The 26,211-nt window shown below is 38.8% G+C and carries 26 protein-coding genes and 1 pseudogene; 9 read left to right on the top strand and 18 right to left on the bottom strand.

Features of this window, described 5'->3' with window-relative positions; translation table 11 throughout:
- Positions 1 to 86 precede the first annotated feature (86 nt).
- Both ACNQGS_RS13950 and ACNQGS_RS13945 read left to right on the top strand, forming a co-directional pair.
- The gene (locus ACNQGS_RS13950) at positions 87 to 701 is read left to right on the top strand and encodes a stage II sporulation protein M (protein ID WP_491487833.1); all 615 of its coding nucleotides are present in this window, start codon (positions 87 to 89) and stop codon (positions 699 to 701) included.
- A gap of 4 nt (positions 702 to 705) precedes the next feature.
- Complete coding sequence (locus ACNQGS_RS13945; protein ID WP_491487832.1) at positions 706 to 1,371, top strand: CPBP family intramembrane glutamic endopeptidase; 666 nt, start codon at positions 706 to 708, stop codon at positions 1,369 to 1,371.
- Between the two features lie 7 nt (positions 1,372 to 1,378).
- Here the strand turns inward: ACNQGS_RS13945 and ACNQGS_RS13940 are convergent, their stop codons facing one another.
- Positions 1,379 to 1,606: a hypothetical protein gene (locus ACNQGS_RS13940; protein WP_491487831.1), complete on the bottom strand. Its 228-nt coding sequence runs from the start codon at positions 1,604 to 1,606 to the stop codon at positions 1,379 to 1,381.
- Between the two features lie 545 nt (positions 1,607 to 2,151).
- Here ACNQGS_RS13940 and ACNQGS_RS13935 point away from each other — a divergent pair.
- From ACNQGS_RS13935 to rluF, 4 genes are all read left to right on the top strand, one after another.
- Positions 2,152 to 2,628, top strand: coding sequence for a PAS domain-containing protein (locus ACNQGS_RS13935; RefSeq protein ID WP_491487830.1), 477 nt, complete (start codon positions 2,152 to 2,154; stop codon positions 2,626 to 2,628).
- Positions 2,629 to 3,372: 744 nt separating this feature from the next.
- Positions 3,373 to 3,594 (top strand): hypothetical protein, encoded by a 222-nt coding sequence (locus ACNQGS_RS13930; protein ID WP_491487829.1) that lies wholly within the window; start codon positions 3,373 to 3,375, stop codon positions 3,592 to 3,594.
- Positions 3,587 to 3,856, top strand: coding sequence for a type II toxin-antitoxin system RelE family toxin (locus ACNQGS_RS13925; protein WP_491487828.1), 270 nt, complete (start codon positions 3,587 to 3,589; stop codon positions 3,854 to 3,856). The genes ACNQGS_RS13930 and ACNQGS_RS13925 overlap by 8 nt, the downstream gene beginning before the upstream one ends.
- A 242-nt stretch (positions 3,857 to 4,098) precedes the next feature.
- The gene (rluF, locus tag ACNQGS_RS13920; RefSeq protein WP_491487827.1) at positions 4,099 to 4,875 is read left to right on the top strand and encodes a 23S rRNA pseudouridine(2604) synthase RluF; all 777 of its coding nucleotides are present in this window, start codon (positions 4,099 to 4,101) and stop codon (positions 4,873 to 4,875) included.
- Between the two features lie 147 nt (positions 4,876 to 5,022).
- On the opposite strand, the gene ACNQGS_RS13915 is transcribed toward rluF, so the two are convergent.
- From ACNQGS_RS13915 to ACNQGS_RS13885, 7 genes are all read right to left on the bottom strand, one after another.
- On the bottom strand, positions 5,023 to 5,340 hold the full coding sequence (locus ACNQGS_RS13915; protein WP_491487826.1) for a DUF378 domain-containing protein: 318 nt from the start codon (positions 5,338 to 5,340) through the stop codon (positions 5,023 to 5,025).
- Between the two features lie 240 nt (positions 5,341 to 5,580).
- Complete coding sequence (locus ACNQGS_RS13910; protein ID WP_491487825.1) at positions 5,581 to 8,139, bottom strand: OmpL47-type beta-barrel domain-containing protein; 2,559 nt, start codon at positions 8,137 to 8,139, stop codon at positions 5,581 to 5,583.
- Positions 8,140 to 8,375: 236 nt separating this feature from the next.
- Positions 8,376 to 9,623 (bottom strand): MFS transporter, encoded by a 1,248-nt coding sequence (locus ACNQGS_RS13905; protein WP_491487824.1) that lies wholly within the window; start codon positions 9,621 to 9,623, stop codon positions 8,376 to 8,378.
- Positions 9,624 to 9,692: 69 nt separating this feature from the next.
- Positions 9,693 to 10,829 (bottom strand): winged helix-turn-helix domain-containing protein, encoded by a 1,137-nt coding sequence (locus ACNQGS_RS13900; RefSeq protein WP_491487823.1) that lies wholly within the window; start codon positions 10,827 to 10,829, stop codon positions 9,693 to 9,695.
- 560 nt (positions 10,830 to 11,389) lie between these two features.
- On the bottom strand, positions 11,390 to 12,304 hold the full coding sequence (locus tag ACNQGS_RS13895) for an oxidoreductase (RefSeq protein WP_491487822.1): 915 nt from the start codon (positions 12,302 to 12,304) through the stop codon (positions 11,390 to 11,392).
- Positions 12,305 to 12,511: 207 nt separating this feature from the next.
- Positions 12,512 to 12,877: a J domain-containing protein gene (locus tag ACNQGS_RS13890; RefSeq protein WP_491487821.1), complete on the bottom strand. Its 366-nt coding sequence runs from the start codon at positions 12,875 to 12,877 to the stop codon at positions 12,512 to 12,514.
- A 134-nt stretch (positions 12,878 to 13,011) separates the two neighbouring features.
- Entirely contained in the window at positions 13,012 to 14,166 is a 1,155-nt protein-coding gene (locus ACNQGS_RS13885; protein WP_491487820.1) for a serine hydrolase domain-containing protein, read from the bottom strand.
- A 231-nt stretch (positions 14,167 to 14,397) separates the two neighbouring features.
- Here ACNQGS_RS13885 and ACNQGS_RS13880 point away from each other — a divergent pair, with 231 nt between their 5' ends.
- On the top strand, positions 14,398 to 14,580 hold the full coding sequence (locus ACNQGS_RS13880) for a glutaredoxin family protein (RefSeq protein ID WP_423800713.1): 183 nt from the start codon (positions 14,398 to 14,400) through the stop codon (positions 14,578 to 14,580).
- A 290-nt stretch (positions 14,581 to 14,870) separates the two neighbouring features.
- Here ACNQGS_RS13880 and ACNQGS_RS13875 read toward each other — a convergent pair whose 3' ends face one another.
- The 5 genes and pseudogenes from ACNQGS_RS13875 to ACNQGS_RS13855 form a co-directional block, all read right to left on the bottom strand.
- Positions 14,871 to 17,162 carry an ATP-binding cassette domain-containing protein gene (locus tag ACNQGS_RS13875; RefSeq protein WP_491487819.1) on the bottom strand — a complete coding sequence of 764 codons (2,292 nt, stop codon included), beginning with the start codon at positions 17,160 to 17,162 and terminating at the stop codon, positions 14,871 to 14,873.
- Between the two features lie 105 nt (positions 17,163 to 17,267).
- Positions 17,268 to 17,414, bottom strand: coding sequence for a hypothetical protein (locus ACNQGS_RS13870; RefSeq protein WP_491487818.1), 147 nt, complete (start codon positions 17,412 to 17,414; stop codon positions 17,268 to 17,270).
- Positions 17,386 to 17,826, bottom strand: coding sequence for a macro domain-containing protein (locus ACNQGS_RS13865; protein ID WP_491487863.1), 441 nt, complete (start codon positions 17,824 to 17,826; stop codon positions 17,386 to 17,388). The genes ACNQGS_RS13870 and ACNQGS_RS13865 overlap by 29 nt, the downstream gene beginning before the upstream one ends.
- 30 nt (positions 17,827 to 17,856) lie before the next feature.
- Positions 17,857 to 18,093: pseudogene (locus tag ACNQGS_RS13860) on the bottom strand (DUF6508 domain-containing protein); the annotation flags it as partial.
- A gap of 173 nt (positions 18,094 to 18,266) precedes the next feature.
- Positions 18,267 to 19,847, bottom strand: a complete 1,581-nt coding sequence (locus ACNQGS_RS13855) for a hypothetical protein (RefSeq protein WP_491487817.1) — start codon at positions 19,845 to 19,847, stop codon at positions 18,267 to 18,269.
- Positions 19,848 to 20,038: 191 nt separating this feature from the next.
- Between ACNQGS_RS13855 and ACNQGS_RS13850 the strand changes: the two genes are divergently transcribed.
- Complete coding sequence (locus tag ACNQGS_RS13850) at positions 20,039 to 20,431, top strand: hypothetical protein (RefSeq protein ID WP_491487816.1); 393 nt, start codon at positions 20,039 to 20,041, stop codon at positions 20,429 to 20,431.
- A complete protein-coding gene (locus ACNQGS_RS13845; protein WP_491487815.1) occupies positions 20,419 to 20,745 on the top strand; it encodes a hypothetical protein in 327 nt (108 codons plus the stop codon). The genes ACNQGS_RS13850 and ACNQGS_RS13845 overlap by 13 nt, the downstream gene beginning before the upstream one ends.
- 314 nt (positions 20,746 to 21,059) lie before the next feature.
- On the opposite strand, the gene ACNQGS_RS13840 is transcribed toward ACNQGS_RS13845, so the two are convergent.
- From ACNQGS_RS13840 to ACNQGS_RS13820, 5 genes are all read right to left on the bottom strand, one after another.
- Positions 21,060 to 21,287 carry a hypothetical protein gene (locus ACNQGS_RS13840; RefSeq protein ID WP_491487814.1) on the bottom strand — a complete coding sequence of 76 codons (228 nt, stop codon included), beginning with the start codon at positions 21,285 to 21,287 and terminating at the stop codon, positions 21,060 to 21,062.
- 371 nt (positions 21,288 to 21,658) lie between these two features.
- Entirely contained in the window at positions 21,659 to 22,816 is a 1,158-nt protein-coding gene (locus ACNQGS_RS13835; protein WP_491487813.1) for a trans-sulfuration enzyme family protein, read from the bottom strand.
- Positions 22,817 to 23,362: 546 nt separating this feature from the next.
- On the bottom strand, positions 23,363 to 23,692 hold the full coding sequence (locus ACNQGS_RS13830; protein ID WP_491487812.1) for a hypothetical protein: 330 nt from the start codon (positions 23,690 to 23,692) through the stop codon (positions 23,363 to 23,365).
- A gap of 627 nt (positions 23,693 to 24,319) precedes the next feature.
- Positions 24,320 to 25,336, bottom strand: coding sequence for a hypothetical protein (locus tag ACNQGS_RS13825; protein WP_491487811.1), 1,017 nt, complete (start codon positions 25,334 to 25,336; stop codon positions 24,320 to 24,322).
- Between the two features lies 1 nt (position 25,337).
- Entirely contained in the window at positions 25,338 to 25,769 is a 432-nt protein-coding gene (locus tag ACNQGS_RS13820; protein WP_491487810.1) for a MarR family winged helix-turn-helix transcriptional regulator, read from the bottom strand.
- Positions 25,770 to 26,211: the final 442 nt, after the last annotated feature.

Below are 26,211 nucleotides of genomic sequence, written 5' to 3'. Positions count from 1 at the left end.
TTTCAATAGCCAGCAATTTATAATTTACAGTACTTAAAAAGACGTTTATGCCTTAGATTTGTTCAATAAATGAAAGGAAAGTGAATATGTATCTTGCAAAAAATGAATTTGTGAAATTTACTCAGACCTACAAAAAGATACTTTTTTATTATGCAGGACTAGCTTTTATTGTCATTTTGGGAACTTATTTTACCATGATGGCCATCGGACAAGAAACCATTGACCAGTTTATGGAGGGGGTCGTGGATAGTCTTGGCGGCGAACAGGCTATACATGAAAAGATGAAAAGTCAAAATAGTTCCTTTCTTTTTATTTTGCAAAATAACCTAAAAGTCTCTCTGATCGTACTGATAAGCGGGTTGATCCCTTTTTATTTTGTCACGTTGATTGGCTTACCATCTATTGCAATAATCGGCGTTGTTCTTGCGAATGCCAAAATGGATGAAGAAAATCCTTTTTGGGTATTTTGCACCAGTATTCTTCCAAATGGAATAACTGAATTTACTGAGTTTCTCATAGTGGTAAGTATGTCGATTTACTTAAGCCACACGATTACAAAGAAAATTTTTAATAGAAAAAGTGAAATTTTAATCTGGCAGCAAGTAAAAGCCAACCTTATGACGTTTTTGGTTGTATGTGTGCCCTTGGTGGTACTTTCAGCTGCAATCGAAGCATTTATTACGCCAATTTTAATGAGGTAATAGAATGAGACAAGTTACTAAAGAACATGCAGGAAAATATATAATTAATAATAATGTAATTCTTTCTCTATTGGTTTATTTCGGGGTATATATCGTACTTGATATCACAAAGTTGTTTTTTACCTTTGACATCCACCAGAGAGCCGCATTGCTCCTGACTGTCATTCCTGTTTTGTTGCTCATTACTTTGATTCTTTTAAGGGATGAACTAAAAAAAGGGGTGGAGACGAAAAAGGCTTCGTTAATGAAGTCCCTGCTAGCAGTGATAGGCGGATTCATTTTAATGTTTATAGGTCAAAAGATGATTATGGTATTGTTAACAAATGTTTTTCATATTCAAAATGCAGCAGGCCCTGACAGTGAAAACCTTCTAAAGTCAATTCCTCTGCTGCTTCTTGTTCAGGCCATCCTCGGACCGGTTTTGGAGGAAGTGATCTTCAGAGGAACTATTCAGCGCTATTTTCATAAAAAATTTCATCCTATAGTAAGCATTGTGTTGACCTCTTTACTCTTTGCCGGATGGCACATGACACTGACGGGGTTACCTCAGCGGTTTTGGACATCCATTGTTCTATCTACATCCTATTATTATACAAACCGATTATCTGTCCCCATCGCAATCCATATCATGTTGAATACCATGGTCGGTTTAGTCGGTCTATACGGGTAAGATGTTTTTATGCCACTTGATATTCGGCTTTTACTGTTGTTAAATAGTAATCTTTGAAAATTTTACGTGGGATTATGTCCTTAATGGGGCTGCCCCGCTTATATTTCATTTTATGGTTTTCCGAATTATATACACCTGATTGAGGGAATTCATTCGCTGGGTTCCCTTTTCCGTTACCCCTTCCATCTGGACCTATGTATTCCCCTCCATTTAAGCTCGTTTCTGTTGCAAACATAGAGGGGTGGATGTGTTCCCTTTTTAGCCGGCTGAAAAAAATAGCTTAACCCTTGCTTTTATTATGCTGGTTCCTTCACTAAACTTTCCTTTTCATAACTTTTCTTATTAATCGTTATAAACAAAGAAATGCTGCCTAATAAGATAAAAAAGAGTGCCTGGCAAAACACCAGTCCTATTATGGATTGGTGTTGTTCCATTTCCCTAAAAGACCTTATTTACTTATCGTAAGCTGCACCTAGCAGTATATCTTTACAAAAATTCGCAACCTATACACTAACATTATTTGAACAATAATAACTGACATTTGAACATACGAATAGGATCGCATTTTAATTTGGTGATGGTCCTTTCAGTCTCTCATTCACAATTATTATAAAAAACAACTTTTGTGAGATACATCACAATTGGCAATCATTATTAATGCTATCATTATTAATGAAGTTAGGAAACAATTACCCAGAAGAGCCCGATTTTTTTCTCACTAATAATTGTACTATTTTATTCTTCTCATAATCAGAAGATCATATATAGGAGGTTTTTTAAATGTCTAAAGAAAAGTTGTCTGAATTAATTAGTCCTGAAGCTGTGATTAACTTTGAAACTGGTGCGATTAAAGCAAGCACTTTGGATTCAATCATCAACCTTTTGCCATTTGAAATGGGCTTTTGCGATGCCAACGATATTTTCCGTTGGTATTCAAATAATCCAAACCGCGTGCATGGTCGCCGTAAAGAAGCGATTGGTCGCCCTGTACTTGAGCTTCACCCAAAAGTGGCTCACCACGTTGAAAAATTGTTGAATGATTTCCGTTCGGGTACACGCGATGAATGGGAATTTTGGTTCCCAAAACGCACGGGTGAAACCGGCCAAATTTACCAAAAATTCATGGCTGTACGTGATGAAAATGGAAAATACCTTGGCTGTATGGATGTGACCGTTAATATCGACCTTTTCCAAGGAAAAGAAGGTAAAAATACCCCTGAAACGATTGACGAATTTATAGCTGTTACGCCTAAATAATAATAGAGAGCCTGAAAAACACATTGAATTAGGGAATTCAATGTGTTTTTTTATAATCATCATGATGTTTTTATCTTCATTCCAATTAAATAAGAGGTTTTGTCCTTAATTAAGTAACCAAAAGTAAAATAAGCGGAGTTTTTCCGACTAAATGCAAAATGGAGCTCGTTTCGGGGAAAATAAGGGGAGATTTTCCGACTATGCAAAGCAAAATCTCCTATTTTCGCATTTTTCGTGTCAATAGGCGGAATCTCTCCGTCTATGTATGCTATTTTCAAAGCTATTTAGAAAGTAAGCGGAATTTTTCCGTCTATTTATCAGATATATCGGAAATGGTAAACTAAACGCCACCCTACTCCTTCAAAAACAACATGATTGTCTTCTTCGTATAAGCATCAACCGTTCTCAGGTTCTTGCCTGCAAGCGAGCATTCATAAAGGCCTGGTATCCTTCTTCAAATCCCATATTATGTTAAAGCCTCTCCCAGCTAGTGAACAACATGAGCTGATAAATGGTCCGATACTACGAGAATTTGGACCGATCCTGGACCAATAAATGGACTGATACTACGAAGTTAGGATCGATTCTGGACTAATGTTGTTCACTATTAACTAACTAAGTATCATTTAAATAAGAGTGCCTGGCACTACCTTTCTTTACTAATCTTGATTAAGAATATTTAATGTAGAAATATGTTAAACCTTTAAAGGATACGATATAATTTAAATCAAAGGAGATGATCAAATGGCAATCAGACGAGAAGATGTTTATAAATTAATTGATAAAGTCCCGGATGAAAAATTATCAGAGTTGGTAAAATGGATTAAACTTCTCACCATTCCCGAAGAGGCACCGACTGAGGATGAAGTTGAAGCGATTAAGGAAGCACGTAAGGAGTATGAAAATGGAGAAACACATTCTTACTCAATAGAGGATTTGCGTAAGGAGTTTTTAGGAAATGAGTAGATATCAACTTCAATTATCTAAAAGCTCGAAAAAATTCCTTGATAAAAGTGATAAAGTAACAAGAAACCGAATTATTAATGTGATTCACGCTTTATCAGAAAATCCATATTCATACCCTGGAATTATTAGATTGGCTGGGTATGAAGATACCTATAGGGTAAGGATAGGAAAATTTAGAATCATTTTTCAGATAGTAAATGAAATACTTCTGATTTTCATTCAAGACATCGATAGCCGCGGTGATGTCTACAAGCATCTTTAATCATGTTGTTTTCTATATATGTTAGTACCCCAGTTACCCGCCAACTCTCACCGAGAATCCTCATTGGTTTTTTTCATTTCGTTCAGCATTTTAAATATTAAAAATTAGGTCAGTCCCCCATAAAGTAAATAAAAGTGCCTGTCACTTATTTTATTTGGTGTTGGGCACTTCATTAATTCTACTTAAAAAAACTCATTTACTTATTTATACGTTTCTCCTCTTTCTTCTAAATGAGATTTAATATGTGCTTGAAAATACGACATTGGTTGGGTATTCTTAAAGCACAATCTCCCTTTAAGGATGTGTCTAACCTGCGATTAAATAAATATATTTCCGAGTCTGGAAAAACATCTAGACGCGGTGCAGATAAATTGATTAGTGAAGGAAAAGTGACCATTAACGGAAAAGTTGCCACATTAGGAAGCCAAGTCGAACCAGGCGATGATGTTCGAATTGGAGGAAATCCGGTCAAAGTGGCTAAAAATTACGTTTATATCGCCCTAAATAAACCTGTTGGCATTACTAGTACGACAGAACGACATATTAAAGGAAATATTATTGATTTAGTCAACCATCCATTAAGAATATTTCATATCGGAAGACTGGATAAGGATTCAGAGGGTCTGATCCTCCTGACTAATGACGGAGATATTGTCAATGAAATACTAAGGGCTGAACATAAGCATGAAAAGGAATATATCGTGACAGTAGACAAGCCCATCACTCCAGAGTTTTTAAAAAGAATGGCAGCAGGTGTAGAAATACTTGATACAAAAACGCTGCCTTGTAAAGTAGAACAGCTTTCTAAATATGTTTTTAAAATCATTTTGACACAGGGGTTAAACCGGCAGATTCGCCGTATGTGTTCTGCCTTGGGATACCAGGTTTGTCGACTGCAACGAATACGAATCATGAATATCCATTTAGGGAACCTCCCTATTGGCCAGTGGAGAGATTTATCCAAGAAAGAACGTACTCAATTATTTAACGAACTTCATTATGAGCCAAAAGAATGGTAAAAAAAGTGCCTATCACCACCCGAATGGTGCCGACGGCTGTAATAAGCTAGAATTCTCTAACCATGCTAACAGCCTTTTAGTTGAGGAAATCTGGTCAAAAAGAAAATGAAGAAAGCCATGCGTCCATGGCTTTCTTCATTTTCTTTTTTATTCCTTTTCCCTGGCAGTTTTTCTAAGGTCAGGTACGTCCGTTTCCTCACCAAATTCCGTTCCATAATTTGGTTGTCCACTATAGTTACTCCGGTTCACTTCTTTGCTGGCATCCGTCGCTTCCCATCGCTTAAACAAGAGAGTTAAACAAACTAACCCGCTTAGACCAACTAGACTGTAAATAATTCTTGATAGGAAAGAGTCTTGTCCGCCAAATATTGCTGCAACCAAATCAAATTGAAAGAAACCAATTAATCCCCAATTTATAGCCCCAATGATGGTTAATGCTAAGGCAATTCTTTGCAGGGTATTCATGAAGCACACCTCCTTTCCAGCTGACATTTTATTCACATACAAATTAATACTCCTCGGTGAAATGTCTACACCTTAAGTACATTATTTGTAAAATTATTATTTTTATTAAAAGTGGGTTTCATACCGCCTGTCACCACCCAAATTTAATGGATAAAAATAAAGAGAGAAGTGCTGTACACTTCTCCCTTCAACCTCTACCGTCATAAATTAAACTTGTTTATTAAACCCGGAACTGCTCTTCTATTTCTTTTTCACCAATATAGTTGATGATGTAACTATTGAGTTTCCTGCGCTGTCGAATGCTTTATAGGTGATGGTATAGATTCGGTCCGAACCGCTTATTTCATTCCTCAAATAAAAGTCGGTATCCGCCGTTCCATATTCCGCGCCCTGAATATCCGGTTCAGGAATTTTCCCGCCTTTCACCACATCGGGCTGACTGCTTGTGATCGATACGAGCTCAAACGAAGCAATACCTGATACTGCATCACTGGCATCCACAGCAGCCTTCACATTTATAAGCTTTCCGGTGTTGCCAATCATGACTGACGGATTGAACGTAACATTCAACACTGGCTTGGTTTTATCAATTTTCACTTGGACTGTCTTTATCTCTTCCGTATTGCCTGCAACATCCACACTGCGGTATTCCAGTGTATTGATTCCTTCCGTTGAAACAACGATGCTGCCTGTATACGTTGCCCATGCACCGCCATTGAGCCTATATTCAGTTTTGGCTACACCAGAAAAGGAGTCACTGCTTACAAGGCTTACAGTCGTGTCGCTGTTATACCAGCCATCCCTCACCGAAGTTGTGGTCGTCGGGGCCGTTTTATCTACTTTCACTTGGACTTGCTTAGTTGCTTCCACATTGCCGGCCTTATCGATACTTCTATACTCAAGGGTATTTATACCCTCCCCGCTGATCCTCACCGGACTACTGTAGGCAGTCCAACTCCCTCCATTTAGCCTGTATTCGGTCTTTGCTACACCTGAAATAGAATCAGTTGCAGTCAGGCTAACTTCTACATCACTGTTGTACCAGACAGTCCCTAGCGTGGAAGTGGTAGTGGAAGGACCTGATTTATCAATGACGAACTCCACTCTTTTTACATCTTCCACATTGCCTGCCATATCGATGCTGCGATATTCAACGGTGTTTGTACCTTCCGTTCGGACATACGTTGGAGCCTGATAGGTTATCCAATTTCCTCCATTCACTCTGTACTCTGTCCGTGCTATACCGGACGTTCCATCTTGTGCAAGAAAGGACAGCGGCACATCTACTTTTACCGGATAGGAAGGAATATCACCGATTTTTGTCTCCGGTTTTTGTGTATCAATGTTGATGGTTGCTGATTTTACAACCTCTTCATTACCGGCCTTGTCGATACTCTTATATTCAACGACCGTTGTGCCGTCAACCGAGAGACTAAACGGCACAGCGTATGGCTGCCATTCTCCTCCATTGATTCGGTAAAGCGTTTTTTCGATTCCTGTATCATCATCGGCAGCAGTGAGTGAAACCGTCACGCCCGACCCATACCAGCCATTCGTTCCTGTTTGGCCCTGGACATTCAGCGATGTCTCAGGTTTAGTGGTATCGGGCGCATTCACAAGGATGTTGTATTGAGATAGATCCCTATGTTTAAAAGTACTGCCTTCGGAATCTTCCTTGCTATTATAGTACGTGTAAAAATTGCCCTTTTTATCAACGGTTTCAATAGAATAGAGCGGCCAGGTGCCCGCTGGATCATCGGGGCTTGTCCCAAATGTTCCTTCGTATTTTAAAGTCTCCGCATTGTAGGTTAATTCTACGTCTTTAGTATCATAGCCGACAGGAAAACTATACGAAACATAGACATGGTCAACCCCTGAGAGATCGTCAACAATGTCTGCCGATAGCTGTACCTGTTCACCCTGCATGATGGTTGTTTTTGAAACGGAAAATCCGTTTAATTTCGGCGGGGTAACGTCACCTACCGTTCCATAGATCTCAATATTATAAGCACTAAAATCTTTTACTTCGTAGTAACTATCTTGAGACGGTGTCTCCCCATTTCGATAGTAATAATGGTTATAGAGCTTATCCCCCATTTGGATTGTGCCAATCGACCAAATTCCAGGAACATCATATGGGTCGGCATAAAATGTGCCTTCATATTTACCGGTTTCTTGGTTATAGGTTAACTCAATACCTTTGCCACCTTCGCTATCCCCATTTGGTGGTACAAAACTTAGGTGTACATATTCCACCCCAGAACCTTCTTCGATGATATCTGCTGACACTGTTATGGACTCTCCGCCAGCAACCCTTGTTGAAGAAAGAGATAAATCACCTAGTCTTGGTGCTGTATTATCGACTAAAGTACCATACACTTCAATATTGTATTGTGATAGATTCCTATATTCATAGGTTGATCCCTGATACGGTGTCTCTCTGTAATAAATACTATATTTGTTCCCCTGTTTGTCCCTCAAATAGATGGATGAAAGTTCCCATACGCCTGCACCATCATACGTGGACACATCGAACGACCCCTCATATTTTGTCGTTTCAGGGTTAAAACTTAAATAAACAGTCTTTGAATAACCGGTTGGGCCATCATAATAGGCATACGCTACATCCACCCCTGATTCCTCTTCGAGTATTTCTGCACTAAGCGTGATGGATTCGCCTTGAGTAGCACTAGTTCCGGATAACGAAATACTAGCTAACTTTGGAGGTGTAACGTCACCTGCTGCTATTCCTTTGGACACCGGAGATAGTAATGAAAATAGTAGAATCAGCGTTGTCAACTTAGCGAACAAATTTCTCCTTTTTCTTAAAAAAATCAATTCTCTCCCACACTCCCATCTGAAAATTATGTACTTCTTAATTTTACCTTATTTATCCAGTTGGGGTACACAAAAAGTTCTCAATTATATAAAAAATCATTCTTAACTAAGAATTAAAAGCGTTGCGAAGAAAAAAGTGCCTGTCACGCCCCGAATAGTGCCGACGAAATCGACAAAATACGGGAGGTGACAGGCACTTAAACTTCTAAATTTTTCTTTTCATAACTTTTCTTATTGATTGTAACAAACAAAGAAACGCTTCCTAATAAGATAAAAGTAACGGCAGAAACGGTAAATACACTAGCTAAGCCAAGCCATTTCCCAAGGAGCGATCCTATTACTGGGGCAAGAAGACTTGATGCACTTTGAACGGCTGTTGAAAAAGCACTAACTCTCCCTAGCATATTCGCTGGTGTTTCAGTCGTTAAAATAAAACCATATGGAACAAATAGAGCCGTTCCAACACAACCAATCATGGCAAAAACCATCATCCAAAATAGAAGGTTCCCATGAGCAAGACCATAGCAGCCCCATCCAACTAAAAGCATGAATACTCCAGATATGATCCTGCCTATGGACATAAACCTCAGTGGATTTTTTCTCCAATTAGTATAGGTGCCGCATAAGAAAGATCCCGTGACAGAACCCACTCCAAGTGCACTGCTGATTAATCCATAACCTGTTTTATCTAGCCCCAATGACAAGGATAAAGGAGCAAAAAAACTATCATAAAGAAAGATGATAAACATGGAAATGGATGTAATCGAAATAGCTGATAATAAAAGTCTATTAGATCGAATAAGCGAAAAGCCTTCTTTAAACTCCACCCAGTAGGAAGCTTTGGCAGAAGAATTGTCTTGTTCCTCCTTTTCTAAGGGTGGAAATTTGAAAATCAACATTAGTGCCATACCATACATGATTCCTTCTATCAAAAATATCATTTGTGGTTTTGTCATAACCAGCAGCCCTCCACCCATTAAGGGGGCAACAATCTTGGTTACATTCAGCACAATCTGGCTAAGGGACGAAGCTTCTGCCATATACTCATCAGGAACTACTTTTCGAGTAGAAGATTGTCGGGCTGGTTCAAAAACAGAAGCCAAGGATGATTTCAGGAAAATAAGAGCAAGCAAGACCCATATGTTAGGTGCAACAAAGAAACCAACAATCACCATGACACGAAACAAAGTAGAAAACATCATGACCTTCTTTTGATCCCATCGGTCAATCCAAACTGATGACAATGGCCCAATGACAATATACGGGAGAAACATGACGATGACAGACGCAGCGTTCGCCCGTAAGTCTAATCCCCACTGAAAGGAAATGAGGGCATTAACCGCAAGTAAATCAAGCCAATTTCCAAAGCTTGAAAATACCTGAACGGAAAATAACAATAAAAAATTTTTTCGTTTTAATAAGGAAAATGTTTGTGATTTTTTCAAAAAAAACATCCCTTTCTTACCTTTAATTTTCAGGTAAGAAAAGGATAGCAAGGAAATGTCAGAGGAATATCAGATGGATTTATTTAATAATTGTTCAATCTTTACTGTTAATGTTGGAAAATCATACTGTTCGGAGAAACTTTCCCATTTATTTTTATAATCGTGCGGAAGATCGATGGTTAAATGATTGCTTAGTAAAATGATATCTCTTACTCCATTTATGATATGGGGAACAAACTTAGAAGACAATAAGATCATGAACCCTTCATCCATTTGTTGAAGGGCCTCTTTCCCATCTCCTTTCATCCATTTGATAAACCCCTTTAACATTAGATACCTCCCCTTTTCCCGCAAATAAGGATATTTTTCAAAGAGTTGATCACCTTCTGCCATATGGGTTTCAACGGAATGAAAATTTCTTGTTAACAATTCAGTTTTCATCTCTTGAATCTTTAGGTACGTTACTATACTTTCATGAACGGCACCCTGATCAATTTGTGAACGTACTAAATTGATCCTCTTTTTAGCATTTTCAAAGTTACCCTTATCGATGTTTATGCCGATTATGCCCAATTCTTCTAACTCCTGCTGTTGTTGGAATGGAACCATTTTTAATCGGAGTGCCTTTTGAACATATGCATAAGTTTTATCAATATTAAATTGGATCATCCAATAAATATGCAGGAGATAGAACAGTTTTTGCGAAAGAGGAATATCCAAGTTGGTCACAAACCATTGAAAATCTCCCTGTACAAAATGAAGGTATATTTTCTTATGTACTTCAATGGGAATATCTAATGCTTCATGCTGCATCACAATGGTTTTTAACCCGTTTGCTTGCCCGTAAAGAATGTATTTATTATATAAGACATCCATACTTTCTCTAAACTCTTTATCATGATAGAGGGGATTATCTTGCTGATTTTGTTTCATGGTTAATCGATACCCAATGCCTCGAACCGTTTCTATTAAAATATCATCTAAAAAAGCTAACTTTTTTCGTAAACGGTACACATGATCGTCAATCGTCCGGTCTGTAGGATTCTCCATTGCCCAAACCTTATCTAGTAAGATTTGCCTGGATAGTGTTTGACTCCTATTTTCATATAAACATTTAAGAAGGTGGTATTCTTTAGGTAGTAATAGTATTTTTTCATTATTAAATAAAACGGAGTAATCGTTAAAATCGAACTGGAGCTTTTTCATAACTTTCCTCTTAAATAAAATTTGGTAGATAGATTCTTATTTCTGCATTTGATCTTATTTCTCCTTTATTCACTGACAAGCTCTTTTGATGAAATTCCTTTTGGGGCTCTGCCTATCCTCACTATTCGGGTGTTTTAAGCCTTTCATAACGACTAGGACTCTGACTTTCCTCGCCATTCGGGTGTTATGAGCCTTTTATAACGACCGGGGTTCTGTCTTTCCATGCCTTTCGGGTGTTATGAGCCTTTCATAACGACCGGGGTTCTGTCTTTCCATGCCTTTCGGGTGTTATGAGCCTTTCATAACGACCGGGGTTCTGCCTTTCCATGCATTTCGGGTGTTATGAGCCCTTCATAACGACCGGGGTTCTGCCTTTCCATGCATTTCGGATGTTATGAAGCCTTTTATAACGACCGAAACTCTGCCTTTCCTCGCTGTTCGGTCGTTATAAGCCTTTCATAACGACCGGGGTTCTAGCTTTTCGAACTGTTCGGTCGTTATGAGCCTTTTATAACGACAGGAGCTCTAGCTTTTCAAACTGTTCAGGTGTTATGAGCCTTTTATAACACCCGGGGCCCTATACTAAAATTGTAAGTCACTCCCGTTAACTTCTCCGAAACATCCCATAATTTTTTCATGGTTTCCGGATTATATACACCTGATCGAGGGGTTTCAATCGCAGGGTTCCCTTTTCGGTTACCCCTTCCATCTGGACCTATGTATTCCCCTCCATTTAAGCTCGTTTCTGTTGCAGCATAGAGTGTTGGAAGTGCTCCCTTTTCAGCTGGCTGTAGAAATAGCTTCATTAAAGCCTTTACATATCGAGGAGCATCTTTATTCCCTATTTTGAACAGGTTTGTGGAGGAAATGCCTGGGTGACACGCTATACTTTTTGTCGCCATTCCATATTGCTTTAACCGATGATCCAATTCTTTGGCAAACAACAAATTAGCAAGCTTGCTTTGTCCGTAAAATTTCATCGCCTTGTAGCCCTTGGCGCCGTCCAAGTTGTCAAAAAAGATGCGTGCGCCTCTGTGGGCAATACTGCTCAGTGTCACGACGCGAGAATGAGGCGTCTTCTTTAGTAACGGCAGCAATAATCCAGTTAAAGCAAAATGGCCTAAGTGGTTGGTGCCGAATTGCATCTCAAAGCCGTCTTTCGTTTTTTGGTATGGCGGAACCATCACACCGGCGTTATTGATTAGAATATCCAATGTGTCAAAACGGCTGCGATAACTTTGCGTAAATTCCCTAACACTGCTTAAATCCGCCAAATTGAGCCCCATCACCAAAACCGAACCTTTTGGATTCCCACTTAGTATCGTTTCTTTGGCAATCGCCCCCTTTTGATCGTTACGAACTGCCAGAATAACCTCAGCACCTTTTTGAACGAGAACCTTAGCGGCCTCCAAGCCAATCCCGCTATTTGCTCCGGTAATAACGATCCTTTTGCCTGTCAAGTCTTGTTCCAGCATATAGAAATACCTCCACAAATTTGTTTAAATTCATTATATATAAATGAGATGAAATACAATGTTATCAATCTATGACATTTATACGAAATAAGCTACAAGGTGATAGAATTAATTTCAGAATTAAAACAATGCCTGTCACGCCCCGTGCCGAAGAATTCGGCGAAATGGGGGGATGTGACAGGCATTCAAACTAACCGTATATTTTTTCTATTTCTTTTTATCTAAATACACATTACCTAGAATTCCAATTAAAATAATAGCCGTATTCATGATTACAGATGAAAGGGTGCTCTGTTTTCGGCTTTTCCGCATGTTTAGTATTTTTATGGAACCATGAGCTTCCTGTTTTGGTTTATGTGTGACGTAAAAAAGGAGATTATCATACTTCTTTCTTTTTTCAGCGTTATTAAGAATTTCATATGCTTCTTTGACTCGTTTAAACTGTTCAGCATTCCCTTTTTCTGTATCTGGGTGTACCTCTTTTACTTTTTTTCGATAAGCTTCTTTAATTTCAGTAAAAGTTGCATCATAGGGCACGTCTAAAATACGATAGTAATTTCCAAAGGATCCCATGTATTTCCCCCACCCTCTTTTACTTACCGTTTTAATCCTTCCAAAATAGTATTCTGGTTGTTTATGAAATATTCATGTTTAAAAACCGCCAAAATATCCATTTTCAAAATGCAGGAGTTAACAGCGTACTTTAACTAAACCGCACCATATATAACATTCCGCAGCCTTGGGTGGTGAACTGCTTCAAAGTTCGGAACCATTTGCTGCATGTAAACAGCTGATAAATTTTCTTTCATATCGACCATTAGCCATGTACCGGCCCTGCCCATCCATCCAAATTCGCCTAACGAGCTATTGCTGCCACCGGCGGCTGGATTGATCATCGTGCGAACACCAAGGCCATATCCATAACCTTTCAGAGCATCCCAATTATAATGCTGCAAAAGTTCTGGTGATAGATGGTTGGTAGACATAAGCTCAATGGTTTTCCGCCCTAAAATGCGGACACCATCCAGCTCTCCTCCATTCGCCAGCATATGCCCGAAGCGGCTATAATCCTCCAGTGTAGACAGTAGCCCCCCTCCTCCGCTTTCAATTAGAGTACCCGGCTGGTATCGTCCATCCATGCTGGTATTTTTGATTAACTGGCCTTCTTCGCTGCGGTCATATAAGCTGCAAAGCCGGTGCTTCTTCTCTTCAGGAATCTTGAAGAATGTGTCCTTCATTCCAAGCGGCTCAAAGATTTCATCCTTTAAAAATTGACCAAAGGTTTTACCGGACAACACTTCAATCAGGGCGCCAAGAATATCATGGCTAAATCCATAATGCCAACGGGTCCCCGGGTCAAATGCGAGTGGAATGGATGCAAGGGCTTTTGACAAGCTTCGTACATTCCAATCCTCGCGTTCAGCATCTGTCTCTAACCTCTTGGCCACTTGGCGTTCCGTTTCAAACTGGTTTCCTGCGTATGTCAGCCCAGAAGTCATCATAAATAAGTCTTTAATGGTGATAGACCTTGTGGCAGGTACTATTTCAAGCTCATTATCTTTGCCAGTTTGATAGACTTGAGGATGTTTAAATTCTGGCAAATACTCTTCAAGCGGATCATTTAGCAAAAAAAGACCGCGCTCATATAACATTAAAGCAGCCACGCAGGTAATCACTTTTGAGTTTGAATAAATTCGATAAATGGTGTCGGGTGCAATTGGCTTTTTCGTTTCCTGGTCCATATTGCCAACATAATCTTCAAACACAACTTCGCCATTATGCATGACCGATAAAGCACAGCCTGCAGGACCATTTTCTACAAATCTTTTTAATAACGAGCTTAATCTACCTAACGATTCCAACTGCTTCCTCTCCTTTTTTGTTAGATGACTGCTAATTAAAATTAGTAAAACAAGAAACATAAGAAGGCAACACCCAGGTGTTAAATTTTTTTGGTACAACACGGTTGATTAAATTACCATTACCGGGAAAATCTAATAATATACCTTATAACGGGGTATGAAAAAAATAAGGAGGTATACACAATGAACGATATCACTGTTTATTCGACCAATACTTGACCGTACTGTACAATGATGAAACAATTCCTTGAGGCTCAGGGATTAACCTACAAAGAAGTGAATGTACAGTCAGATCCTATCGCCGCCCAAAAGCTGTTCCAGGAAACCGGACAGATGGGCGTACCGCAGACAAAGGTCAATGGCCACTGGGTCCTTGGCTTTGATCCTGAAACCTTGATGCGATATGTAAAATAAGTTAAGACCTAAAGGGGCAACGTCCGCAGTGGATAAGTTGCCTTTTACGTTTTCAGTGTCAGATGTTCTCTCTTTTGTTGGAATATATAACCATTATAACCTTTCAATATACTATTGGGAACAATCAGTAGATTTTGATTAACCTCCTTCAGACAGTTTTATGATGACACCGTCCATATTCAATACAGCTTTGCAGCCGGTACAAGAAACGAAAAAAGGCAACGCACTGTGAGTTGCCTTTCTTTAAATTTCTTTTTCAATACTCCTAGTACCTCTCGCACTCTATAGTATCACCATACCGCCTGTCCTGAATGCTTTCTAACTCCATCCTTTAACCATTTCGCTGTCAATGTTTCTGCATGTAACATCTCTTCCGGTGTGCCTTCGAATATAATTTGTCCGCCTTGTTTTCCTCCGCCTGGACCCAATTCGATTACCCAGTCACTCGCCGCTATAAAGTTTTGATTGTGTTCGATTATGATGACAGAATTTCCTCTGTTTACGAGTTTTTGAAATACGTCTAGGAGTTTTTCATTATCTTCCGTGTGTAGTCCTAAGGATGGCTCGTCTAATAGGTAGATTTGTCCTTCTTTTTGTAAGTGGCTTGCAAGTTTTAGACGTTGGATTTCTCCTCCGCTTAGGGAACTTGTCGTCTGCCCTAAGGTCAGATACCCTAATCCTACATCTTTTAGCGTTTGCACTCTTTTTATGATTTTTGGTATTTCAAAATATTTAATAGCCTCGTCTATTGTTAAATCTAAAATCTCTACTATATTTTTATCTCGATATCGATATGAAAGTGCCTCGTCTGAATATCTCGTTCCGGCGCACGCTTCGCAAGGGATTGTCACCGGATCTGCAAATGCCACTTCTGGCGTTAGGACTCCTTTTCCTTTGCAGATAGGACATGCTCCTAAAGAGTTAAAGCTGAACAAACCTGCTGGCTGTCCGGTTTCTTTTGAAAATATGGTGCGAATATCGTCCATTATTCCCATATATGTAGCCAGGGTCGAACGGCTGGAGATTCCTATACCGCCTTGTTCTACCATGATGGTTCCCGGATACTTTTTCGTGAAGGCTTCCAACATGAGGGAGCTTTTACCTGAACCAGATACTCCACTTATACAGACTAAAACATTTTTAGGAATATCTACGCTTATATTTTTCAAGTTATTATTACTTGCTCTTTTTATTGAAAAATAACTTTTTATATCCCTTGGATATTTATTTATTTTTAGCTTGTGGGTTAGGGCTGCGGCGGTCGGAGAGTTTTTTAGCCCTTCCAATTTTCCTTGATAGACAACTTCCCCTCCATTGACACCTGCTCCCGGCCCCATCTCTATTATTTCATCCGCTACTTTTATGACTGATAGATTATGTTCGATTACGATGACAGTATTATGTTGGTCTTTTAGCCTTTTAAGCATCTGTATTAACATATCCACTTCTTCTGGATGGAGTCCTGCACTTGGTTCGTCGAAAATGTAGGTGATATTGTTAAGACTGCTTCCCAAATGACGGGCGATTTTTACCCTTTGAGCTTCGCCAGCAGACAGGGTGCCCATTTTTCTTGATAGACTCAAATATCCTAGTCCCATGTCGACTAGTTGTTTTACATGCGGGATTGCTTGTCGGGCTATTGATTCTCCCATAGGATCTTTTATGTTCTTTAGTTCTTCCAGTATTTCTGGAAGCTCTAATTGATCGTATTCTGCGATATTTAGGCCATTTATTCTACACTCTAATACCTTTGGGTTTAAACCTGAACCTTGGCAGGTTGGGCATAATGAATGTGTTGAGACGGCTAAAATGTCATCTTGGGATACTTGTTTTAGTTTTGAGATGTCTCTATTGATATAAACGCGCGTAAATCTAGGCAATAACCCATCCCATTCTGCGTTATGGGGTCCATTTTTTGTATGAAACGGCGCATAGGCTCTTTCACCTTCTCGTGGACCATATAAAAACAGGTGGAGATCTTCTTCTGAGTAGTCCTTTATCGGTTTATCCGGATCAAATAATCCGCAGGTCATCATCCAATGACCTTGCCAGCCTGAAGGCGATAATGGTTTAAATTGCACTGCATACTCTCGAAGTGACTTATCAAAATCAATCATCTTATTTAGGTCGGGCGCAATGACCTCCCCAAATCCGCCACATTCAGGACATCTGCCAAAGGAACTTTGGCTCGAAAAATCGTTGGCAGACCCTATTGGCGGATTTCCTATTCTCGAGAACAACAGTCTAATTAATGGATTTATATCCATATAGGTGCCAACTGTTGAGCGAGAATTGCCCCCTATTTGCCTTTGTTCTACTACGATAACCGGGCTTAAGTTTTGCATCAGATCGGCGTGAGGTCTTTCGTACCTCGGCATTTGATTTCTCACATAAAGAGGATAGTTCAAAGTCATTTGTCTTCGGCTTTCCGTTGCCAATGTATCAAAGACGACTGAGCTCTTTCCTGAGCCTGAAAGACCGGTAAATACGATGATTTTTTCTTTTGGTATGTTTAAATCTATATTTTTTAAATTATGTTCTTTAAGCCCTCTTAAAATGATTTCATCTTTCATTTCTGACATTTTGCCATCCTTTCTGATTTTATCTACTAGTATTACTTCATTTGAATAAGGCAAAACCCATTACTAACAGATTTACTGTTTTGCCTAAATCAAACTGACCTTTTGCTACTTTTCCGCCAAAATTCTTTTTAAGGAAGATTCATATACCTCAAAATCATCCTTAGAGAATAAAACCATGGCAATCTCACCTAACTGGTTCGTTTTCAAAAATTCGATGATGGTTCTAAGAGCAATGGCCAGCTGCCAATTCAATTGGAAAACGAAAAATCCCTGTAGAAATAGAAGGAAATGAAATGCTTTTAAGGTTTTTTTCCGAAGCTAGCTTCAGCGAGTTTTGGAAGCAGTTGGCTAAATACTCTTCTTCGTTGTTCGTATTTCCTCTCCATACCGGCCCAACCGTGTGGATCACATATTTTGCCTGCAGGTTGTACCCCTTGGTAATAACAGCTTCACCGGTAGGCAGATTATTTCCGTTTAATACCTCATAACGAATCTTTTTGCACTCTTGCAATAACTCTGGCCCTGCTGCCCGGTGGATGGCCCCATCAACACCGCCGCCCCCTAAAAGCGAACCGTTTGCAGCATTTACAATTGCTTCTGTATTTCTTTTGGTAATATCTCCAAGTACGAGCTCAAGTGTATTCCCATTTATTATGGCTTTCATCGAAGTACCTCCATCACTCTCTCTTAATCGATAAAGAATCCGTAGAAACACTTTGTCTTTTGCCGCTGTTGCCCATGTTCCATCACAGAAACGTTCTTGACGAACATAATAGGTTAATATCGCTTTTAATAATTCCAAATCAGCGGTTGGAATCGCAGCAGGTAAGTTTCGGTCTTTTACACTTTCCTCCAAGTATTCGAGGTAGTCTTTTTTTAATAAATCTGTGCTATAGACGGTGTCAATAAATTCATTTAACTTCTCATCATATTGTGGATAGCCAGAATTCTATAGGCAGAATTCTATTTCGTTGTTTTCAAAGTAAGGTATGAATTCTAATAGCTTTTGGTAATCTCCCAATATAGAGTCCCCTTCCACTTAATCCTCTCATAATACTCCACAACAAGTGTTCTAGAACCGTCCCCATGCACCTACCTGTTAATTCAATCTAGAAAGATAATATTTACCCTTTTTTTCATCTCTCTCTTCAGTCCATTTTGGTAAAACATCAAAAATTCCCTCACTGGATGCTGAACATGGGAATCTATCTGGTTAAAGGTAATCTCACCAGCCTTCATGTCACTTAATAGCCCCCTCATGGAAACTACTAAATTGTCTTCCTCTTGATGAGTATTCATCCATTTCAATATAAACGCACGCCATTTTGATGGCGGGCCATCGATGAATTGGTCTCCCCTGATTGGGTGTGTCAGTAACTTCTCTAAAAATTTCTCTCTTTGTTGTTTTGTATATACGCTTTCTGCCTGATTAGATGAACGCCGAACGGCCCCAGGTTCTCTTGATGTATATATTCTTCCTGTTTTTCTGCGCCATTCCCATTGTTCGGGCGTCATATCAATTGGCCGCTTCCTTGCTTCCTCTGCACGTCGAGCCATTTCCTGCTCTATTTGTTCATCATCTATTTGTTTATTCTTTTTAACAGATTCAGCACGTTCCAGTGCTTCTAATCTTAAAAAGTTTTCAACCGCTAGCTTTTCCTCTTCTTCCCGCTTTAGTTTTTCCAAAGCCTCTCTTTTAGCCATTTCTTCACGTTCTGCTTGTTGCTGCTTGTCCATTATTTCATTGAGAAATGCTAGTCTTAGTTCTTCTTCATGATCAAGATGCAGGAGGAAGTCGTCCTGCCTAGCATTTAAAGTTAATGCCCTTTCCAACGGAATTGTCGGTTCTGATAGTTTTAAAAAGGTTACATTGCTGTTATTTCGATTGATTATGGCAAACCTAATGATTTTACAACTGCTTGATGCAGTGTCGACATAAGCAATACTCCTAGTTTCCACGGGAAACGGAAGGTCAGTAACCTCAGATATGATAGTCTGAAGATCCAATGGCAGGTCATGGTTTAATGCATGGTCCCACACTTCATCTTCTTGACTCTTCCTTGTGACCTGCATCTCAGGTGTAAGCAGCGTCCCCTTGCTGGTTTCAGGATCAATTGCCAGCCAGGCATCGTCAATAAAAGAAAATGCTTTAAAACCTTCCTTATTATAGGCTGCTAACCGTTTTTCAATGTTTTGGGCATAGCTGCCTTGTGTGATTGAGGTGTAATAATCAATGGCCCAGCGTTCCTTAGAATGTAGAAAACGGACAATAAAGTCCGGAATAAACGAAAGCTTCTTTTTATAAAAATATCCCCGTTCAATTTCTGCCCCAATGGGTTTTAGCTGCCCTTCTAATATCTCTCTAAAGACAGTTAAGCCAATGTCTTTCTTTTTCTTATCTTGTTGCAAGGACATTTGTTTTTCATAGGTTTTACTGTTTTCTGAATAGGAGCACTTTTTTCCATCATAATGTTTAAAGTAGAAAGGCCAGCCTTCTTCTTTTGTTAAATTCATATTGACGGATTCATTGCAGCAACGGCAGGTAAATGCTCTTTTCTTCGAAAGTGCCCGGTATTGATCATTTAGCTTGCTTATTATATCGTCTCTACTAAAATTTTCAGATTCAAGCTCTTTTCTCTTAGCTTCTATGTTTATGATATCGCCATGTAATAGTGCCTCTTCCAAAGCCCTCACACCTTTTCAAAAAAGTCCCAAAGATACCTTTATTATAATATAAATTTAGGCTATACCTTCTTGCTATTTAATACAGTCGTTAGATCAATATTCCTTCATAAAATCTCCATGATTGAAGACTCGTAATGCCAAAAATTGCAATTATAATTAAGGAAATAGCCTTGGACAGAAGGTGTAATAACTTGAACATTGCACTAAAAAATCAAATTAAACAAATTCTTTTAATCATTAATCAAAATGGTCCTTCTTGGAAACCCGGGAAGGAATATTATCACTTATTAAAACGAAAGAAACGCCGACACATTCCACTAGATTGGGAACTACAGGATTATAAAAGATTGATTATGAATATACTTAATGACAAGGAGAACGATATTTATATCTATTTTAAAGAAGGCTTTTTACAGAATTACTTTATTTTTGCAGATGGAAACGCTTGGATTGTTATAATTGGAGAAGATGGTATTATTGATACAGCGATGATTGATGATAATTATTTTAATTACTTAGACGAAGCAAAAGGTTATAGATATATTGGTGTAATTAAAGAGGTGTGGCAAACATGGAATTCTTAAAGGATATCGAATATTACGGAGAAGATGTTACTGACTTTGAAGTAAGCCCCTTTGAAACAATTGATATGCTGCACCGCCGCAGCAGACTCTACAAAGGTTCCTCAAACATGACACAGCAAGAGCGAATTCTTCTGATGAAATATGATTTAAAGCTGCTCGAAAATGTAGAACGAATGGTGGAGCATCTCGGAAAGGTCTATGATTTCTCACTTTCGGCCGAACCACTTGAAGAATGGTGGTGGCACTTGGATAAAGTGGCATCAGGTGAATTGGAAATTGGGATTGGATTGAAGCAGAAGGATAAAGTTTTATAATATCGCCTATATGGTTGTAATTACCACTTAAAATAACTATGGAGAGGGACTTCCCCTCTCCATAGTTTATTCTAGCCCAAAAACGGGATCAGATCCCAAAAAGAGTCAAGACCATAATAGCCATAGTATTTGAGTATTACAATTTTTCACTCAACTCTTCAATTGCAGCATAATCAAGATTTGTTGCTCTTACAATCAGCTTAATTAGTAATCCCTCTTTTAACAAATTGAGAGCAATTTTCCTTTTGGCTTCAAGTTTCCCCTTTTGTATTAATTATTCAATACCTTCAAGTATTCCCTGTTCTCTCCACGAATTAGGTAATTTTAAAAAATTGCTCAGATTCGTCTTTGTACAATTGTTTATTCTCTTCCATTAGTTCCTTCTCCTCGCTTTCATTCAATTTTAAATACGTTTCAAAGAAGCCAATGACCAATTCCATTTTTGCAGGGTTTAACTCCATTCTAGCTAACATCCGCAAAAACTCTCTTTTCACTTTTTCGGTACTTATACTGTAGGCACCGGTAGGTATGGCAAGGCTCATAACACCCGAACTCTATTAAAACAGAGGTCCCCGGGTGTTATGGTAAGGTTCATAACACCCAAGCGCTAAAAAAACTGGGGCACCCGGTCGTTATGAAAGGCTCATAACACCCGAGCGCTATTAAAACTGTAGCACCCGGTCGTAATGAAAGACCCATAACCTTCTCTAGGTGTTATGACTAATCAGGGTAAATTGTCCATTACTAGGCAGGGGAGTATCCAGCCTGCTTTACTCCAGCAAGATATAGCCCTTCTTCGTCGAAAGGAACGAATACCGGAAAAATTTCCTTCATTGCTTTCCATAAACATGGATCGTGATAGCCGGTGTCATCACCTACCAGCTCCGCTTAACAAATTCCTTAAGCCGCACCGTTATTGCAAGGCCATTTCGAGATCCTTCCAGATATCTTCTACATCCTCAATTCCGACCGAAAAACGAACGAGTCCATCAACGAGACCTGCTTTTTCTCTTTCTTCCTTAGGGATAATCGCATGTGTCATCGAAGCTGGATGTTGAATTAATGTGCCTACATCCCCCAGCGAAACTGCTAAAGTGCTCAGTTTTACTGAGTTCATCAGTTTAACACCAGCCTCGTATCCCCCATTCAAGACAAAAGAAATCATGGCTCCAGGACCTTTCATTTGTTTCTCCATGATTTTTTTATCTTCAAAACTAGCTAACCCTGGAAAATAAACCTTCTCAATAGCCTTATGTTTTTCCAAGCGCTCCGCCAAAATTTGTGCATTTTCTTGTGAGCGATCCATACGAATGTGCAATGTACGTATTCCTTGATAGAGAAGCCAGGCATCCATAGGGGACAAATTGGCTCCCATCGTCTTCTGCACTTCTTTTCGCATCGGTTCAATAATCTCCTTGTTGGAAATCACAAGTCCGCCAATAAGGTATCCATGCCCCGATAAATATTTCGTTGCACTGTGGACGACAATATCAATGCCGCAAAGAATTGGATTTTGTAAATATGGGGACAAAAACGTATTATCGACAACAGTCAAAATTCCCTTTTGCTTAGCTACCTCCGCTACACTTTTCATATCCACTAAGGAAAGCGTAGGATTAGAAGGGGTTTCAAAGTAAATCACTTTTGTTCTGTCTGTAATGTGTGGCTCAAGCTCTTCTCCTGTCTTAAACGGTACAAATGTTACATCAATGCCAAACTTTTTTACCGTTTTGGATAGAAATGCGTGTGTCGCCCCATACAACGCTGTGTGTGCGACAACGTGATCCCCAGCCTGCAAAACACCGAAAAGGCAGCCCGTTATGGCAGCCATTCCGGAGGAGAAAGCCAAACACCCTTCACCGAATTCCAGTTCCGCTACCTTCTCTTCCAGTTCTCTTACATTTGGATTTCCCAGACGTGAATACATAAATCCTGGATCTTCTCCTGCGAAACGTTGTGCTCCTACTTCTGCATTATCAAAAACAAATGTTGAGGTCAAATAAACAGGGGGAATGTGTGAGCCATGGCCTGGATCTTTATTTACTTTTACGAGTTTTGATGAATAGTTCATGATTATGATGCCTCCTAATTTTAGTTAATCTGAAAATGCTGCCGTTAATATTTCTACCTATTAGCAGTATATGCAAAAGATATGCCAACTCTGTAAACCTTATTAAATCTACGTTTAAATAGTAAAAATTTTTATTTGTTTTCATTTTGCCAAAATGCACTGCAAAACATAGGAATGATCGAATTTTCCACCAAAATTAATAATAATGCGGAAAGGAATTTTTTATCGTAGAGTAGTTAGTTATCCAAAATCTCCCCTTCTTTATTTTCTAAAAAAAAATAAAACTCTGGGAGTAGCAAGACCTACTTCCAGAGTTTTTTGCATTATTATGCTGCTTGTCGATAGAGATATTTAATAGAGTACAAGGTGTGGTTTTGTTAATAAGGAATAAATGTCTAAGACTAGCAGGTGTTTTTTGAGGGGAAAATATATACATAAGATTGGCTGGGATGCAGTGCAAATTGTTAAATATGAAAGTAATGCCTACTTTGAATAGCTATAGAGATCGGCAGCGAAATGGAGTAATTCAGCAACAGTCTTCAAAGATTAACCAAAAAACACTCTTACACTCCCTTCTTTTTGCGCTGTTGCTAAACAGTTTAGTATAAAATTCAGGATTTGTTTTTGATCCCAATTTAAAGGATCATTATCTGATTGGGAATCACTTTTATCAAATAAATGATTGTAGGAATTCAAGGCCATTTCAATTTGTTGTATTGAGTACGTAGAACTGTCGCCTGATCCACTAACCCCTGCATTGTAATCATTTGCATCAAAAAAACTGTACAGTAAGATAGCATTATAATTCCCCATGCTAAACCGCGCATAAGCAATTTCTTCTCCTGCTTTATTGTATCCTGAAATATCGTGACCCATTTTATAATCCTCCTTCAAAAATAAATTTGTAAACCAGAAATGATATACTGCGCCTTAGGGAGTTGAAAAATGATAATAAATAAACTACATGTCTTATCACTCCTTTCACGTTTGTTAATATATTCAGAACCTTTTGTTTAAACATTACGCAAGGAAAAAGGAAGCTACGGTAGAAAATGTGGAGATTCAATTAAGAGGGTGTTTGGAAACGTTTGAATAATTCATGAGGTGTTACATTCTTAAGGATTCTATGATACCGTGGTTTTGATGGAGAAAATTATGAAGGACAGAAACGCCAAAATTTTAAAAAATCATCTTGCTCATTCCTACTAAAAAAATAATATCACATTAAATTTCAAATAAAATTAATCCTATATAAAGCTTTTCAACAATTATGTGAACACTTTCTTTCATTAATTATTAGTACCTAAAAAGGCAACGCCGGAGGGCTATTTGCCTTTCTTCGAGTTGTACAACACACTCAAGGTGATTGCTATTTGATAAACCTGATTTAGACCTTCCTTACTAATGGTCTATAGATTTTTGGCAGTAGGATTAAAGCTTAATTTGAGCCACCCTTCAAAAAAGAAAAAGAGCTGATGGTTTCTTAATCATCAGCTCCCCTTTTCATTCTCCAAGTTCTTTTATCATTTTTTTAAAAGTATAATAAGCCGGTTTGGGAGAGTAATCATCCCGCATAATACCATATTGATGGAATAGGTCCGCTTTCGTACTATCTGCATCTCGGAGTCCAAACAGCTCATAGTGGGTGATATTCAAGTCCGCACGCAAATCATAAATAGTTTGGATCAGGACTTCAAGAACGTTCGCTTGATGCTCATAGGTTCTCTCTCTATTTGTCATTGGATTCTTCCCGGTTGGCCAGCCATTCTCTGTCACTCGTATGGGAACTGAAGCAGGTATTCCAGCAGTACAAAGATGTATTTCTCTAAGGTTACGAAGCATTCGTTCCACTGAAGCTTGTATGTCTTTTAAATCGAGAGGCTGTTCGTCGAATACATCCACATAAAAATTATGCCCAACAAAATCAACGGAGTTTATAAATGATTCTCCCCCTGCCTTCGCAAGGTTCTCCCAAAAACGAGGAACCGCCGCCTGACTTTCCGGCACCGATCCGAACCCAATCTTTAAGGGCAGATTGAGCCTTTTAGCTTCTTGTTTTGCCGTAATGACTCCTTCCACCAGGGCTTGCATGATATAGGGCTTCGAGCCTTCCATAAAGGACAGATTAGGTTCGTTTGTTATTTGCAGAGATACCAATCGAGAGCCATACTTGTTTATGATGGTTATAATAAAATTAAGCCAATTACGTATTTCGATTTCTGTTTCCTGCTCATCCGTCCAATCACCGACACCCACGGTCAAGTCTTCTAATAAACCGGCAGCCATATACTCCTCAGCACGCGAGAGCATTTTTGCTTCCCATTTCTTTGTATAGATAAGATAGTTTCTCGAATTTAGTTTTTTGGATTCACCTTTAAGATCACGTATTGTGGTTTGAATCTTTTTATATTGATCCTCTGGTCCCTGAGCTAAACCAAAAGGAGTTCCTGCCAGACTTAATGGATATATTCCAAAAGTTAATCCAGACCATTTCAACTTATTTCGTTCACTCTGGCTCATATTATTCCTCCATCTTTTTTAATAGAACATTTACTTTATGAAGAGCAAAAGCTAAATCCGACTTCTCTTCGTCTGATAGCTTTGATAAGTTATTGGTGAATGCTTGATAGATTTCAGTCCATTTTTTATCTTGGATTTCTTTGCCTTTCGATGTGATCAAGACCTGCACAGCGCGTTTATCTTTTGGGTCTGGCACTTTAACCAAATACCGGCCTGCTTCCAAATCACTTATAACATTTGTTAGCTGCTGCTTGGCTATACTTAACCCTCTGCTGATATCCTTGATATTTACTGCCCTTTGTTGCATATATAAAAACTCGATTACATGATTCTGAATATGAGTTAATTCTGGGGCATTTTTGTTTAATTCCTTAAAGCTTTGAAATAAATTAGGGATTAACGCAATGTATTCTATTGCGATTTTATCATTCATAAATTATGACCCCTTTTCAATTAATAGTAATAATTTTATTACCATATTAATTAATAATCAATATTTATTTCACCACATAGTAAACATTGATTTACCTTTTGGGTTGCTTTTTATGAGTGTAATATGCTTTTTCTTTTGGGGAATCAGGTTATGTGCCCGAGTTGATAAATAGACGGAAAAATTCCGCTAATTTAGTAATTATTAATAAAACAGGCTTAAATAGACGGAGAGATTCTGCTTATTATTTCGAAAAACATGAAAATAAGGGATTTTTCTTTGCATAAGCGGAAAACCTCCGCTTATATACCCCGAAACGGGCTTCATTCTGTATCTAACCGGAAAATCTCCGCTTACTTTCAAAAATTAAGAAAGAAAACATTATTGATGGCTTGGAACAGGAGAATATTTAAGAAAAACACGCGGTTAGCTCTGCTACCGCGTG

It is taken from the genome of Neobacillus sp. PVCKKU3 (assembly GCF_058323225.1).
This window is presented reverse-complemented; position numbering and strand designations above follow the sequence as displayed.